This is a genomic window from Burkholderia sp. LFS061 (genome assembly GCF_047978125.1).
In the GTDB taxonomy this organism is placed as follows: domain Bacteria; phylum Pseudomonadota; class Gammaproteobacteria; order Burkholderiales; family Burkholderiaceae; genus Burkholderia; species Burkholderia pyrrocinia_C.
This window is the reverse complement of the sequence record NZ_JBFPFS010000016.1, coordinates 103,400-117,012: the sequence shown is the minus strand read 5'-3', so window position 1 is coordinate 117,012 and position 13,613 is coordinate 103,400. Positions and strand designations below refer to the sequence as shown.

General features: G+C 67.5%; 13 protein-coding genes. 6 read left to right on the top strand and 7 right to left on the bottom strand.

Annotated features, from left to right (window positions below; genetic code table 11):
• The first annotated feature begins 344 nt into the window (after positions 1-344).
• Both ACNQQL_RS16825 and gspK read left to right on the top strand, forming a co-directional pair.
• The gene (locus ACNQQL_RS16825) at positions 345-908 is read left to right on the top strand and encodes a hypothetical protein (RefSeq protein ID WP_347064800.1); all 564 of its coding nucleotides are present in this window, start codon (positions 345-347) and stop codon (positions 906-908) included.
• A gap of 65 nt (positions 909-973) precedes the next feature.
• Positions 974-1,936 (top strand): type II secretion system minor pseudopilin GspK, encoded by a 963-nt coding sequence (gene gspK / locus ACNQQL_RS16820; RefSeq protein ID WP_347064799.1) that lies wholly within the window; start codon positions 974-976, stop codon positions 1,934-1,936.
• A gap of 76 nt (positions 1,937-2,012) precedes the next feature.
• Here gspK and ACNQQL_RS16815 read toward each other — a convergent pair whose 3' ends face one another.
• On the bottom strand, positions 2,013-3,656 hold the full coding sequence (locus ACNQQL_RS16815; RefSeq protein WP_347064798.1) for a transposase: 1,644 nt from the start codon (positions 3,654-3,656) through the stop codon (positions 2,013-2,015).
• Between the two features lie 182 nt (positions 3,657-3,838).
• Between ACNQQL_RS16815 and ACNQQL_RS16810 the strand changes: the two genes are divergently transcribed.
• Entirely contained in the window at positions 3,839-4,663 is an 825-nt protein-coding gene (locus tag ACNQQL_RS16810; protein ID WP_347064797.1) for a hypothetical protein, read from the top strand.
• 205 nt (positions 4,664-4,868) lie between these two features.
• Here ACNQQL_RS16810 and ACNQQL_RS16805 read toward each other — a convergent pair whose 3' ends face one another.
• The 5 genes from ACNQQL_RS16805 to gspH form a co-directional block, all read right to left on the bottom strand.
• Positions 4,869-5,120: a FecR/PupR family sigma factor regulator gene (locus ACNQQL_RS16805; protein ID WP_347064796.1), complete on the bottom strand. Its 252-nt coding sequence runs from the start codon at positions 5,118-5,120 to the stop codon at positions 4,869-4,871.
• A 259-nt stretch (positions 5,121-5,379) separates the two neighbouring features.
• Entirely contained in the window at positions 5,380-6,375 is a 996-nt protein-coding gene (locus ACNQQL_RS16800; protein WP_347064795.1) for a FecR family protein, read from the bottom strand.
• Positions 6,376-6,386: 11 nt separating this feature from the next.
• Positions 6,387-6,938 (bottom strand): RNA polymerase sigma factor, encoded by a 552-nt coding sequence (locus ACNQQL_RS16795; RefSeq protein WP_347064794.1) that lies wholly within the window; start codon positions 6,936-6,938, stop codon positions 6,387-6,389.
• Positions 6,939-6,943: 5 nt separating this feature from the next.
• Complete coding sequence (locus tag ACNQQL_RS16790; RefSeq protein WP_347064793.1) at positions 6,944-7,690, bottom strand: secretin and TonB N-terminal domain-containing protein; 747 nt, start codon at positions 7,688-7,690, stop codon at positions 6,944-6,946.
• Positions 7,691-7,877: 187 nt separating this feature from the next.
• Positions 7,878-8,405, bottom strand: coding sequence for a type II secretion system minor pseudopilin GspH (gene gspH, locus ACNQQL_RS16785; protein WP_347064792.1), 528 nt, complete (start codon positions 8,403-8,405; stop codon positions 7,878-7,880).
• A 61-nt stretch (positions 8,406-8,466) separates the two neighbouring features.
• On the opposite strand from gspH, the gene ACNQQL_RS16780 reads away from it, so the two are divergent.
• On the top strand, positions 8,467-8,913 hold the full coding sequence (locus ACNQQL_RS16780) for a type II secretion system protein N (protein ID WP_347064791.1): 447 nt from the start codon (positions 8,467-8,469) through the stop codon (positions 8,911-8,913).
• An 8-nt stretch (positions 8,914-8,921) separates the two neighbouring features.
• Here ACNQQL_RS16780 and gspF read toward each other — a convergent pair whose 3' ends face one another.
• Positions 8,922-10,139, bottom strand: coding sequence for a type II secretion system inner membrane protein GspF (gene gspF, locus ACNQQL_RS16775; RefSeq protein WP_347064790.1), 1,218 nt, complete (start codon positions 10,137-10,139; stop codon positions 8,922-8,924).
• A gap of 666 nt (positions 10,140-10,805) precedes the next feature.
• Between gspF and ACNQQL_RS16770 the strand changes: the two genes are divergently transcribed.
• Both ACNQQL_RS16770 and ACNQQL_RS16765 read left to right on the top strand, forming a co-directional pair.
• On the top strand, positions 10,806-12,098 hold the full coding sequence (locus ACNQQL_RS16770) for a substrate-binding domain-containing protein (RefSeq protein WP_347064789.1): 1,293 nt from the start codon (positions 10,806-10,808) through the stop codon (positions 12,096-12,098).
• Positions 12,099-12,237: 139 nt separating this feature from the next.
• Positions 12,238-13,560: a substrate-binding domain-containing protein gene (locus tag ACNQQL_RS16765; RefSeq protein WP_347064788.1), complete on the top strand. Its 1,323-nt coding sequence runs from the start codon at positions 12,238-12,240 to the stop codon at positions 13,558-13,560.
• The last annotated feature ends 53 nt before the right edge of the window (positions 13,561-13,613 follow it).

Here is a 13,613-nt window from a genome sequence, read left to right as displayed (position 1 = left end):
TGCCGTTGCCCGGCCGATATCCGGCTCTTCAGCGGCCCATACTTCGCGCGGACCGCCGGCAAACGTGTCGCCGTCTTGCTGGCCGACGTGCGAAAACGCAACGCGCCAGCGTGCGGCCGGCACCATCCTCCGGTTTCAACCGGGAAGTTTTTGTGACATTCCGCTGAAGATATTCACGAAACGCACGCAAAGCCCGGCCGGGGGCCGCGCCGATACCGTTTACGCACCGCTGACTCGCGATGCGCTGCGCGGCAAACTGCCGGCCCGCACGAAATCCTGCGGCTTGCGCCCGCCCGCTTCGTCCTAGCTATTGAGAACGGACAACATCAACGACAGGACAATCCATGTCATTCGCGACGATGCTCGTACGGTGGCTCGCCGGGCGATTGTCCGGCGCCGTCGGCACGCCGGGCCGGCGGCTTCCGCCCGCCGCTCACGCAGCGCCGAATCCGCCGCTGCGCTGGCGCACGCCCTGGCTCGCGTGGCAACTGCTGTCGTGGACCGCGCTCACGCTGCTCGCTCCGCCGATCTGGACGATCGGCACGCTGCTGCTGATCAATCCGTCGAGCGACCAGCCTTTGTTCTGGACGCTCGCCATGGCGATCGTCCCCGTCGCGCACGGGGTCGCGATCGTCGCGACGAACCAGCGGCATCACCGCGCGCCGTTCACGCGACGCCCGGCGGTTGCGCTGCACATGTTCGGCATCGCGATGTCCGTCGGCTGCGCGCTGTTCGTGCTGCTGCTGTGGCGCTCGCACGCGATCGCCAGCCTCGTCGGCCCGCTGGCGGCCGACGGCATGCGCCCCGCGACGCTCGCGTGCTGGGTGGCGGGGCTCGCCGCGCTGTTCGGCGTCACGTCATCTGCGCATGCAAGCATCGCGCATGCGTGGCTGGCGTTCGAGATCTGAGCGCGCCGCGCCGACACTGCGGGGGCACGCGGATGCATCGAGACGGGACAGGAAGGACCACGCACATGCGCCGCGAACGCGGCATCGCGATCGTGACGGTGCTGCTCGTCGTCGCGCTGGCGGCCACGCTCGCGGCCAGCGTGCTGTGGCGCCAGCAGGTCGCGACGCGCGACGTCGAGAACCAGCGGCTCGCGACGCAGACGATCTGGGTGGAGCGCGCCGCGGTCGAATGGGCGCGCGCGACGCTGCGCGCGCAAAGCGCGACGTCGAACGTCACATTCGTCGGCCAGCCGTGGTCGCTGCCGGTCGCCGACGTGCAGCTCTCGGACCTGCTGCCGTCCGACGCGCTGGCGGTCAACGCCGAGCTGTCGCGCGCGTGGATCTCGGGCAGCGTCGAGGATGCGCAGGCGCGCTTCAACCTGATGAACCTCGTGTCGCGCGTGGCGCCCGGCAAGCCGTGGCAGTCCAACGGCGAAGGCGTGCTGGCGTACCGGCGGCTGCTCAGCCAGCTATCGCTCGAACCCGCGCTCGCGCAACAGACGGCCGACTATATGCTGCGCTCGCTGCGCGACGCGAACGGCCCCGGCGGCTGGCCGCTGCAACTGGTGTCCGTCGACGATCTCGCGCGCATCCCCGGCTACGACGCACATGCGATCGAAACGCTCGCGCCGTTCGTGACGATCCTGCCCGACCTGACCGTCGTCAACGCGAACACCGCGGCAGAGCCCGTGCTCGTCGCCGCGATTCCGACGCTGTCGCCCAGCCAGGCAAAGCGGCTCGTCGACCGGCGCACCACCGCATATTTCGTCAGCACCGGCGACATCGCCGAATACCTGCTGCCCGCGCAGGGCGGCAACCCGACGTTGCCGGACGGCTCGTCCGTCGGCGTGACCAGCGGTTATTTCATCGTGCACTGCCGCGTGCATTCGGCGCGCATCGACGCACGCGTCGACACGCTGGTCGCGCGCTACGGCAGCGGCAATTTCGCGTGGACGTCGGTCATCTGGGTGCGGCGGCTCGCGAGCTGAAGCCGGAAGCGGTGTGCGCGTCGCGTGGCGGGCCGGCAACGCGCGGTCATCGGCCCGTATTCCGCATCCGCGCCCGCTAGTTCAACGACGATTCGCTCAACGCGACCGGGCGCACGCCCGGCGACGCCGCCGCATCGAACGACAGCCGCGTGAGGCTCGTCTCGCGCACTTCGCCGAGCAGCCGGTTCCAGTCGTCGATCGACACGAGCAGCGCGATCGGCCGGTTGTATTTGGTGACCATCACGAGCGCCTCGCCCGCGTGCCGCAGCGCCTTCGACGGATTGCTGCTGAAGTCGCGCGTCGCCATCGCGATCGTGCGCAGGCTGAACACGTTCGCGGCCGGATCGTCGCCGTCGTCGTGCATCAGGCGCTCGAGCGTCGCCGCGCGCAGCAGCGCCTGCGACTTCGCGGACAGCCGGTTGTCGCGACGCCGGCGCCGTCCGCTGCGCGGATCGACGTGCACGGCGAGCATGCGCACGATCTGGCCGAGCGCCGTCGCGGGCAGTTGATCGTAACGCTCCCACCACTCGGGCGGCAGCGCGATCATCATCCCCGCATAGGTGGCCGTCACGCCGTCGGCGATCAGCGACGGCAGGCGCTCGACGTCGCGCGCGTCGAGCGCGAGCGCACCGTCGACGACGCGCGTCATCACGCTGAACGCGTTGTACGCGAACGCCGCGATCCCGCTCGCCAGCAGCGCCGCGCGCGCTGGCACGCCGCCGAACGGCGCGCCGCCCGTCACGGGCTCGAGCGGCAGCGGCAACGCATCGCGCCAGCGCCGGCACGACAGTTGGACGATCTGCGGTGCGTCGAACCGCTCGGCCGGCAGATCGGTCAGCAACGTGACGATTTCGCCGGTTGCGCCGTGCGCCGCGGCGCGGCGCCATTCGATCCGCCGAAACGCGGCCGACACCCCGCCGTCGCCGGCCATGCCGACAGCCTGCTCGTACACGCGCCCGTCGCCGAGGCCGCCGGCTTCCTGCCAGTCGCCCAGCGGCCGGCATGCAGTCGGGCGGCCGTATTCACGCACGACGAACGCGCCGCCGCGGCGCGGCCAGCCGGACAGGATCGCGTCCGTATCGAAGCGCCCGTCGACGATCCACAGCTCGCCCGGCCTGACCGTTTCGAGCAGCGCGCCGACGAACGCGCGCTCATGCGAGCGGCCACGCTCGTAAGGCAGCAGGTCGACGATCATCCCGAGATCCGGATCGTAGACCGGCAGCACGCGAAGCCCGCCCGCGGCGGCATCGCGCGCGGGGCCGTCGCACGCGCGTCCGCAGCCGCAACCGTCGGCCAGCGGCGCGCATGCATCGCCCGCACCGTCCAGCACGCGCAGCCGCATCCCGTCGACCGCGCGCGCGCCGTCGACGGTGCGCACCGACGCGACGGGCAGCAGCAGTTCGACGCTGTCCTTCGCCAGCGCGCGCCCCCAACCGGATCGCCATCGGCTCATGCGGTCGTGCAGCGCCGTCACGGCTGCGCCGAACCCCGGCGCAGCCGCGCCGGCTGCATCCGGCATCCGCTGCCACGCGGCAAGCGCCGCGATCGCGTCGACGGCGAGCGCGAACAGCGCCTCGCGGGTCGACTCGTCGTCGGGTTCGTCGCCGGCATCTGCCGCGGCGCCGATCCAGTCGTCGTGCAGCGCGCACTGCAGCACGAGCCGCGTCATGATCGTCATCGGGCTCTGCTCGACAAAGCGTTCCACGATCGTGCGCATCATCGGGTCACCCCACACTGTCTGGTTGATTGCGGGGGCCGCCGCAACGGCATGCGCGCGCGTCCGGCGCGACGCGATCGCACTTGACGGAGCGCTTTCGGCGCCGCAGCATCGTGGGCGACCGGATCCGCGCGACGACGCGCCGTCGCGGCGGTCCGCCCGCAATCGATGCACGAGGCACCGGCATGTACGTAGATCCACGCGTGGCGCACGGCCGCGCCCGGTTCGACCTGAGCGGCTCGCCGCGGCTCGTCGCCGACGAGCGCCGCTGGGAAATCAGCGACGTCGTCACGCGCGGCATCGACGATTTCGCGGGCGTGCGCAACCGCCGCAACCTGATGCGGCTGCTCGAACGCCAGATCGCGCCGAAGCTCGCGCGCCTGGGGCTCGAGCCGTACGTCGGCGTGCTCGGTCACACCGAAGGATTGTTCGTCAACTTCTCGACGATGAGCGCCGAGCACGGCCTGCGCGAATTCCAGCTTCAATTGACGGTGCCCGACCTCGTGCTGCGCAGCTTCGCGTCGAACGCGATCCGGCCGCATGCGGTCGCGCGCTGCATGCAGCGCAATGGCGTGATGTCGCTCGCGGAAATCGAGCATGAAACACGCATCGCGTTCGTCGCGGCGCGCGTGATGCGCTCGCTCGCACTTGCGGAAGGCTGGCGGCAGATCGGCGTGCCGACGCCGCACGGGCTGTTCGTCGGCACACTGACCGACGCGCACGATGTCGCGATGAACACCTATTTCCGGCCCGGCGACAACGACCGTCCGTCTCGCTGGAGCAGCTTCTCGGCCCTCTTCTCGACGATGCCGGACTGGCGCCCGGAACAGGTCCGGCACGGCGGCGAGCTGCTGCAATGGATGGTCAACCATATCGTGGCCCTGCAAGAATCCGCACCGTTCGTCGAACGCTTTCCCTTTCTGCGCGAGCCGCTGCGCGACGCGGGCGATCCGCTCGACGCCGCGTGGAGCGGCGCACGTGCCGGCATGCAGGACGAATCGTCGCCCTGACGGGCAGGCCTCGCCCGATTCAAACACCGCCCCACGCCTGCGACCATCCGGAGGCCGGTTTCTCCCGGCCCCCGGTGCCGCTGCACAGCCCCCTCGCTCTCTCGTATACAAGGTCGAAGCGGGCCAGCGTAACCCGCAGACTTTCTTGTGGCGCGCGCCGAAGCAGGCAAGCGATTCGGCAGCGCTGCCGCCCGCGTGTGCCGCGTCAATGCGTGCGCGTCGGCCCGTCCGGCTCCTGGCGCCCGACCGTCTCGAGCAGCGCCCACATCCAGATCAGTTCCCTGACGGTGCGCGCATGCTCATCGCTCAGCGCGCGCCAGCGCCGGAACGCGTCGAACTCGCGCTCGGTCGTATCGCCCGCGCGCAGCCACAGCAACCAGCGCACCGCGCCCTCGCGAATATCCTCGGCACGCGCGAACGCGTCGCCGGAATCTGCATCCCGTTGCGTTTTTGTCATGATCACGCCACCGCCCGAAGCCCATCGACACACCTCCCCCGACCCGCGCACCGCTGCGCGGCCCGGGGCGCTTGCCACCCACGCCTCGGATCCGACGACGCACCACCGGGCCACCATTGACGGCAGCCCGGCGTTTGCCGGCCCTCATGGACAAGGTCGTATCGAAGGGCCGTAACCCGCAGCGCACGGGTGGCCCGGAAGCAGGCGAAGGAGCCGCCTGGCGGAGCGATGAAGGAAAGAGGAAGACGCGGGAAGACGCTCAGCTCAGCAGCACGATATTGCCGGGCAAGCGCGTGATGTGCGCGCCATACAGGCGGCCGACCATGTCGATCACGTCGTCGAGCCGCGCGATCGGGAACTGGGCCTGGATCCGGTTCGCGCCGAGCGACGCGCTGCGCAGGATCACCTTGCCGCGCCGGTAGCGGTTGATCTCGTCGACGACATCCGCGAGCGGCACGCCGTTGAACACCAGCATGCCGCGCCGCCATGCGCTGACCGCACCCGGATCGATCCGCGACACGGGCTGTACGCCGCGATCGTCGTAGACGACTTGATCATCGGCCTTAAGCGTCCGCGCGCCGCGCGGATGCTCGAGCGCGACCGTGCCCGACAGGCAAGTCACGCAGACCCGCGTGCCCGTGCGCCGTACATTGAAGCGGGCGACGGTCGCCTGCATGCGGCCGCCGCCCGCGACCACGGTGACGGGCTGGATCGGCGTCGCGCGGCCGGCCGGCGGCACGGCCGCGTCGATCTCCGCCTCGCCCGCGACGACTTCGACGCCGTGCGCGGCATCGCTCGCCGGCAGCACGTCGACGCGAGTCTGCGTATTCAGCGCGACCGTCACGCGTGACGACAGCGCGACGCTGCGCTGCTCGCCGGTGCCCGTGTGGTAGTCGGCCGCGAGATCGCCGATCGACGGCCACAATTCCATCGGCGGGCGCAACGCGAGCCACGACGCGCCGGCCGCGACCGCGAAGCCGATGAACGCGCGCCGCCCGGTGCGCATCGTGCGCTCGCGCTTCGCAACGTCTGCCCAGGCAGCGGCCGTGCGTTCCTCGTGCGCGAGTTCGGTCGCGGCCGTGCGCAGCGAACTCCAGGTGTCGCGCAGCAGATCGGCGGCCTGCGGACGATCGGCGCACCAGCGCTCGAACGCGTCGGCTTCGGTCTGGCTCGCGCTCCCCGAGCGCAGACGCAACAGCCACGCACTCGCTTCGTCGAGTTCGTCGTGGGCAGGTTCGGCCTGGGCTTTCGTCATCGTCCGGATGCTCAAAATTTGCGCGGGCCGCCTCGCGAACCCGTGTACGAATCACCGTCTTCTTCCTGCATGCGTTGCAGGCAGTACTTCATCGCCGCGCTCAGCTCGCTTTCGACCAGCCGCAGCGAAATGCCGAACTGCTCGGCGATCTCGCGGTTCAGCAGGCCGTCCACGCGCGCGGCCAGCAGGATCGCGCGGCGCCGCGGCGGCAGGCCGCGCAGCACGTCCTTCAGTGTATCGACCTTGCGGCGCGCCGCGACGATGCGCTCGGGATCGGCCAGTTCGTCGGGCATCTCGAGCAGCGTCTCGACGTCGTCGTCGTGCAGATGGCGCCGTTCGCGGCGATGCTGGTCGATCGCGACATTGTTCGCCATCCCGAGGATATACGCGTCCGCATTCGTCACCTGCGTGGAGACGTTCGCGTTCTCGAGGCGCAGCCAGGTTTCGTGCAGTGCGTCGGCGGCGCCGTCCTTCGACCCCGTCACCCGTTCGAGGCGCCTGACCAGATACGCGTAGCGCGTCGCCAGCAGATGCCTGAGCCCGGAGCGGTTGCTGTCGGACATGGCGGCTAGCCCCGAACGGCCGGCTGCGGCGCCGGGCAACGGAAATGCACGCCGTTGCCGGCCGGGCGCAGCAGGATCGTGACCGGCTGCGGCAGATCCGCAGGCGGCACGTCGTCCAGCTTCAGCGCGCGCAGCGCGTGCATCACCGCCGCGTCGCGGGCGGCCGAACCGCTCGATGCCACCATGTTGACCGCCACCACCGCCCCCCTGTTGTCGATGCGCACCTGCGCGACGAGTCGATAGCTGCCCGGCACGGCCGCCGGCTGCGCGCACAGCGCATCGATCAGATGCGCCTGCAGCTGGCCCGCGAACGCGCGCCGCTCGCCGGAATCGCCGATCCCGTCGATCGGCAAGGACGCATCCGCCGGCGTGTCGGCCGTGGCGGGCGCCATCTCGGCGGCCGGCTGCGCGACGATGATCGCTTCGTCCGGACGCGAGAATTCCGCACGCAACCCCGTTCCGGCCAGCATCCGCTCGAGCGCGTCGCGCGGCGCGTAATCGCCCTGGACCGGCGCACTCGCGCGCCCGTCGAGCAGCGGCGCCGGCGCCAGCACGATCAGCTCGGTGAGCCGCGCGAAGTCCTGCAAGGTCTTCGCGAGCGGCTGCGCGGGCAGATCGAAGTGCACCGCGCCGCCTGGCGGCCGCGCAATGGAACCGGTCTCCTGAGCGTGCGCACCGCGCATGCACAACGCGACGAACGCAAGCCACGCGACGAGCGCCAGGACACCGGTCGGCGCCCGTGAACGAGTCATGAATCCCTGGACGGAAGTGGAGTTGCACGTTGCATGCCGGAATGCGCTCCCCCGTGAGCGGTTCCGTCGCAAGCGAACGACAGATTGTGAGCGGGCACTATGACAGTCAGGTGAACCGTGCAGCCGCGCGAGTCAATTCGGCGCACCACTTTCGGGCGTCACGCGCATGGCGGGCGCCGCAAGCGGTTCATGGCCGGCGCACGACGAAGTTGCCGATGCCCGTGCCGACCACGGCCATGCGCACGTCGCCGGACCACAGCGTGATCGTCACCGGCACGTCGATGCCTTCGCTGCCGAGCACGATCCGCGACGGCGCTTCGCCGCCGCCCGTGTAACGCACCGACACGCCCGTGACTTCGGCGCCCCAGTGGCGCGCGCGATACAGGTCGTCGGTCATCGGCGCCCACGTGCCGCTTTCCGTGCGCTGCACGAACCGGTAGCCGCCGCCCACCGGCTGCCATGCGATCGGCATCGACCGCACCTGCGCTTCGTCGCCGGCCGATTCGAGCAGGTTCGCCAGGCGCTGCGCTTCCTCGGCCAGATCCGTGCGGCGATTGCGCGACGGCGCAAGCGTCACGACCGCCACCAGCAGCCCGACGATCAGGAGCACGACAAGCATCTCCAGCAGCGTGAAGCCGCGTTGCGTGCGGCGGCGTGCGTTCTCATGCGGACCGCGTGCGTGCGACGTTCGGGTTTCGTCGTGCCTCGTCATCATGCATTCACCCTTTCATCAAAGAATGGAAATCGTCTTTCGTCCATCGCATCGACCCGTCGCCATGAAACCGTTCGCGCTGCCCCGCATCGTTCCGTCCCGCGCCGATCTCCTGCCGCTCGTCGCGACGCTCGCTTCCGGCGCGGCGCTCGTCGCCGTCTCGCTGTGGGCCGTGCGTTTGCTGAGCGTGTCCTACGTGCCGGCTCCGTCGCCTGTCGCGCCGCCCGCGCCGTTCGACGTCACCGCGAGCGCGCAACTCTTCGGCGCGAAACCCGACAACGGCCGCGATGCGATCCAGTTGCTCGGCGTGCTCGCGTTCGACGCGCGCCGTGCGGCCGCGATCGTCAGTGTCGGCGGCGACGCTTCGCACGTCGTGTCGCTCGGCGCGGCGATCGGCGAAGCCGCGAAACTCGCCGAGGTTCGCGCGCGCTCGATCGTCGTCGATCGCAACGGTATTCAACGCGAGATCGCACTGCCTGCCGCAGAGAAGGCGAACGCGTTCGTGCGCTGAACCGCGTATCACTGCACCATGTTGTTCAGCTCGATGATCGGCATCATCACCGCGAGCACGATCACGAGCACCACGCCACCCATCGCCAGGATCAACAACGGCTCGAGCAGGCTCGTCAGGAACATCGTGCGGCGCTCGAGTTCGCGCGATTCGCCTTCCGATGCGCGATCGAGCATCGTGGTCACGTCGCCGGTCGCCTCGCCCGAGCGGATCAGGTGCACGAGCACCGGCGGAAACGTCTTCGTATGGGCCAGCGCCCGCGACAGCGCCGAGCCTTCGCGCACGCGCACGATCGCATCGTCGACGTTCGCGCGCATCGCACGGTTCGACAGCGTCTCGCCGGCCGCCTGCAATGCGCGCAGGATCGGCACGCCGGCCGCCGTCAGGATGCCGAGCGTGCTCGCGAAGCGCACCGTGTTGTAGCCGCGCACGAGCTTGCCCGCGAGCGGCGCGGTCAGCAGCCAGCGATCGAACCCGAGCCGCGGCCCTTCCTTCGACAGCACCTTGCGGATCGCGAAGACGATCGCGACCGTCGCCAGGAGCGACGCCCACCACCAGTGCCGCACGAAATCGGACAACGCGAGCATCACGACCGTCAGCGTCGGCAGCTGCTGCTTCGTGCTGGTGAACACGTTTGCGACCTGCGGCACCACGTAGCTCAGCAGGAACGTGACGATGCCGAACGCGATCAGCGTGACGATGCCCGGATACGTGAAGGCCAGCAGGATCTTCTGCTTCAGCGCGTTGCTCTGCTCAATGTAGTCGGCGAGGCGCGACAGCACGACGCCGAGCTTGCCGGTATGCTCGCCGGCCGCGACGAGCGCACGATAGATGTCGGGAAAATCGCGCGGATGCTGGCCGAGCGCATTCGCGAACGAATGCCCGCCGACGACTTCCGCGCGGATCGACGCCATCAGCTCGCGCAGGTATTCGCGCTCGGCCTGCTCGCTCAATACCGACAACGATTCGTCGAGCGGCAGCCCCGCGATCAGCAGGCTCGCGAGCTGGCGCGTGAGGATCGCCTGCTCGCGCTGCGACAGCTTGCGGCCGAGCGACAGGCGTTGACGACGCTCGCCGTGCCGGCGTTGCCCGGCGAGTTCGACGACGAGCGGCGTGAGCCCCTGCGTACGCAGATGGCTGCGGCCGGCGCGCGCGCTGTCGGCTTCGAGCACGCCTTTCAGCGTGCGGCCGGTGGGATCGATCGCTTCGTAGCGGAATGCCGACATGTCTGTGCCCTCGTGTCATGCGCAGGACCTTTTCCGACGACGTCGCGCAACGCGCCGGACGGAGTCGCCGGGGAAGACTAAGGAGCGAACCGGCGCAAATTTGTGACGGATGTTGGGCTACCTTTTTGTGGGCGGGATTTATTGCTGTGCGTCGTTATTCTTATAACGTAAAAACGATTTCATTTTTATTCACTCAACCAATCGATCGCATATTAAACGCACACGACTTTCACCGATCGTCAATTTGCGGATTCGCCCGTCAAACGGAAGCAATACATCAAAGGCACGGATATTCATCGACGCGCGGAATGTTCCGTAACATCCGCCACAAAAACGTCTTGAAGTTCGGATAGCGCTGCGCAACGCTCACGTACGAAGCCAACGGCATCCACCCACACGCGATGCTGGCTCCAGCGCGATCCGTCCCACGATTCCCGGCTGCGCCCCAATATCTGGACGCGCCGCTCCGTACCGAATAGCGCTCCATTCGATGATTTACCAATCCGAATAACGCAATGACTTATTCGATAAAAATGTTACGCACCATTCGTTATGAAAAATTCACACGCGTCATTCGTATTTCCCCCTACATTTACCCGGCGGTCCACAAGCATTCCAACCGCAGTAGCAGGGGTTCCCGTTTATCTTCGTCCAAGGAAATTTCTCATGAAATCCAGCAAGCGCAAGATCTGTCAAGTCCTCGCTCTCGTTGTTTCCGGTCTGGGCGCCACGGCCGCAATGGCCGCGGACATCCACGGCGGCGGTTCGTCGCTCGTCGCCCCGACCATCGGTGCGATCGGCAACACCGCGACCGAAATCGGCCTGTTCGGCACCGCCGAAGGCTCGTTCACGTACTACTCGGTTGGCTCGGGCGCCGGCCAGAACGCATTCCTGAACAACCAGCCGACGTTCTTCGGCTCGACGGTCACGGGCACGGTCCACTTCGCGAACAGCGATGCGGCGCTGTCGACCGCCCAGCTCACGTCGTACAAGGCCGGCCTCGGCGCGACCAACGGCCCGCTGATCCAGATCCCGTACATCGTCACGCCGATCACGGTGCCGGTCGTCAACGGCCCGGCCGTCACGAGCACGACGACGCCGCAAACGACGCCGGGTCAAGCGCACAGCATCGCGCTGAACGACGACGATCTGTGCGGCATCTTCTCGGGCAAGCTGACGAACTGGAACCAGGTCATCAACCCGGAAACGACCGCAGCCTACACGACGAACGCGCCGATCAAGGTCATCTACCGCACGGACGGCAGCGGTACGACCGAACTGCTGACCCGCCATCTGGCAGCCGTCTGTAAGGCAGCCAACACGGCCACGGGCGTGACGTTCGTCGATTCGCTGACGTTCACGGCTTCGTTCCCGGGCGGCGTCGTGCCGTCGAACTTCACCGGCGCTTCGGGGAGCAGCGGCGTGCGCAATGCGCTGTCGTCCTCCACCGGTGCCGCCGTTGCGTACCTGAGCCCGGATTACACGAACACGTTCCTCGCCCCGTCGAGCACGGTCGTGACACCGGCCGGCGCGCTGCAACTGCCGGTGGCCAGCCTCGTGAACAATACGAATGGCGTCTACTACGCGCCGACGTATGCGAATGCTTCGACGGCACTCGGTTCGGTCAAGCCGCCGGCACTCAAGGCCGGCGCCTCCGATCCTTCGCAATGGGTGCCGGCCGCCGGCAACCCGGTATCGGGCTACCCGGTTTCCGGCACCAGCCAGATCATCCTGAGCCAGTGCTACAAGGATGCGACCGTCAAGACTGCCGTTCATGACTTCCTGAACAACCACTACACGAACGCCAGCTTCGCGTCGATCGTTCACGGCAACGGCTTCGACACGGTTCCGTCGAACTACCAGACGGCCATCTCGAATGACTTCCTGAGCAACGCGAGCACGTGGAACCTCGATATCGGCAACGCGAGCGTCTGCACGGGCACGGTGGTCGGTCGCTAAGCGATCGGCAATCCGCTTAACCTCGTCGGAACGGCTGCGCCCCCGGATATCCGCAGGCGCAGTTTTTCATTTACACCCCTCGGCCAGCGCACCGTGGACGTCGGTCCGGCGTGCCATCCCTCCTTCTCGGAAACATCTCATGCGACTTCATCAACACCGCAGGCTCTGCCAGTCGATTGCTGTTGCTTTCTCGAGCCTCGGCGGTATTGCTGCGATGGCCTCGCCTAACGTGCAAGGCGGCGGCTCGTCCCTCATTGCTCCGGCCATTGGTGCGATCGGCAATCCCGTGACCGAAATCGGCTTGTTCGGCACCGCCGAAGGCTCGTTCACTTATTACTCGGTTGATTCGTGGGCAGGTCAGAACGCGTTTCTGCGCAACCAGCCGACGTACTTCGGTTCTACGGTCACGGGTACGGTCCATTTCGCGAACAGCGATGCAGCGCTGTCGACCGCCCAGCTCACGTCGTACAAGGCCGGCCTCGGCGCGACCAACGGCCCGCTGATCCAGATCCCGTACATCGTCACGCCGATCACGGTGCCGGTCGTCAACGGCCCGGCCGTCACGAGCACGACGACGCCGCAAACGACGCCGGGGCAAGCGCACAGCATCGCGCTGAACGATGACGATCTGTGCGGGATATTCTCGGGCAGGCTGACGAACTGGAATCAGGTGACGAATCCCGAAACGAACTCACCCTATCTTTGGATGAACGTTCCGATCACGGTCATCTATCGTTCCAACGGCAGCGGTACGACCGAACTGCTGACCCGTCACCTGGCAGCAGTTTGTACGGCGTACAACACGGCCCCGGGCGTGACGTTCGTCGACTCACTCTTTTTAACGGATTCGTTCCAGGGCCGCGTACTGCCGTCGAGCTTCATAGCTGCTTCGGGTGACGGTGGCGTGCGTAGACAGTTGGCGAGCTATGCGTCGGCCGGTATGGCCGCTGTTGCATATCTGGCTCCGAATTACACGAACACGTTCCTCGCCCCGTCGAGCACGGTCGTGACGTCGGCCGGCGCGCTGCAACTGCCGGTGGCCAGCCTCGTGAACGCGAAGAACAGCACGTATTACGCACCGACGTATGCGAATGCGACCATGGCGCTCGGTACCGTTACCCCGCCCGGGCTAAGAGTCACAGCTGCTGACCCGTCACAGTGGGCGGAAACTGCTCGGAGCGGTGTTAGCAACCCTGCTTCGGGCTATCCGGTTTCCGGCATGAGCTACATCATCCTGAGCCAATGTTATGCAGATCCGACAGTCGGAACAGCCGTGCATGATTTCCTGAACGCTCATTACACAAACCCCAGCTTCGCGTCTATCGTTCATGGCAACGGCTTCGACACAATTCCGACGTACTTTCAGACGGCCATCTCGAACGAATTCCTGAGCAACGCGCGCACGTGGAACCTCGACATCGGCAACACGAGCGTCTGCACGGGTACGGTGGTCGGTCGCTAAGTCATCGCATGCCGACTAATACCGGGATTCCGACTGCTACGCCCCTCGGTTAA

Excerpts from the sequence above, each read along its gene's own strand:
- ACNQQL_RS16825 (WP_347064800.1), top strand. The coding sequence starts at position 345 with ATGTCATTCGCGACGATGCTCGTACGGTGGCTCGCCGGGCGATTGTCC.
- gspK (WP_347064799.1), top strand. The coding sequence starts at position 974 with ATGCGCCGCGAACGCGGCATCGCGATCGTGACGGTGCTGCTCGTCGTC.
- ACNQQL_RS16815 (WP_347064798.1), bottom strand. The coding sequence starts at position 3,656 with ATGATGCGCACGATCGTGGAACGCTTTGTCGAGCAGAGCCCGATGACG.
- ACNQQL_RS16810 (WP_347064797.1), top strand. The coding sequence starts at position 3,839 with ATGTACGTAGATCCACGCGTGGCGCACGGCCGCGCCCGGTTCGACCTG.
- ACNQQL_RS16805 (WP_347064796.1), bottom strand. The coding sequence starts at position 5,120 with ATGACAAAAACGCAACGGGATGCAGATTCCGGCGACGCGTTCGCGCGT.
- ACNQQL_RS16800 (WP_347064795.1), bottom strand. The coding sequence starts at position 6,375 with ATGACGAAAGCCCAGGCCGAACCTGCCCACGACGAACTCGACGAAGCG.
- ACNQQL_RS16795 (WP_347064794.1), bottom strand. The coding sequence starts at position 6,938 with ATGTCCGACAGCAACCGCTCCGGGCTCAGGCATCTGCTGGCGACGCGC.
- ACNQQL_RS16790 (WP_347064793.1), bottom strand. The coding sequence starts at position 7,690 with ATGACTCGTTCACGGGCGCCGACCGGTGTCCTGGCGCTCGTCGCGTGG.
- gspH (WP_347064792.1), bottom strand. The coding sequence starts at position 8,405 with ATGATGACGAGGCACGACGAAACCCGAACGTCGCACGCACGCGGTCCG.
- ACNQQL_RS16780 (WP_347064791.1), top strand. The coding sequence starts at position 8,467 with ATGAAACCGTTCGCGCTGCCCCGCATCGTTCCGTCCCGCGCCGATCTC.
- gspF (WP_347064790.1), bottom strand. The coding sequence starts at position 10,139 with ATGTCGGCATTCCGCTACGAAGCGATCGATCCCACCGGCCGCACGCTG.
- ACNQQL_RS16770 (WP_347064789.1), top strand. The coding sequence starts at position 10,806 with ATGAAATCCAGCAAGCGCAAGATCTGTCAAGTCCTCGCTCTCGTTGTT.
- ACNQQL_RS16765 (WP_347064788.1), top strand. The coding sequence starts at position 12,238 with ATGCGACTTCATCAACACCGCAGGCTCTGCCAGTCGATTGCTGTTGCT.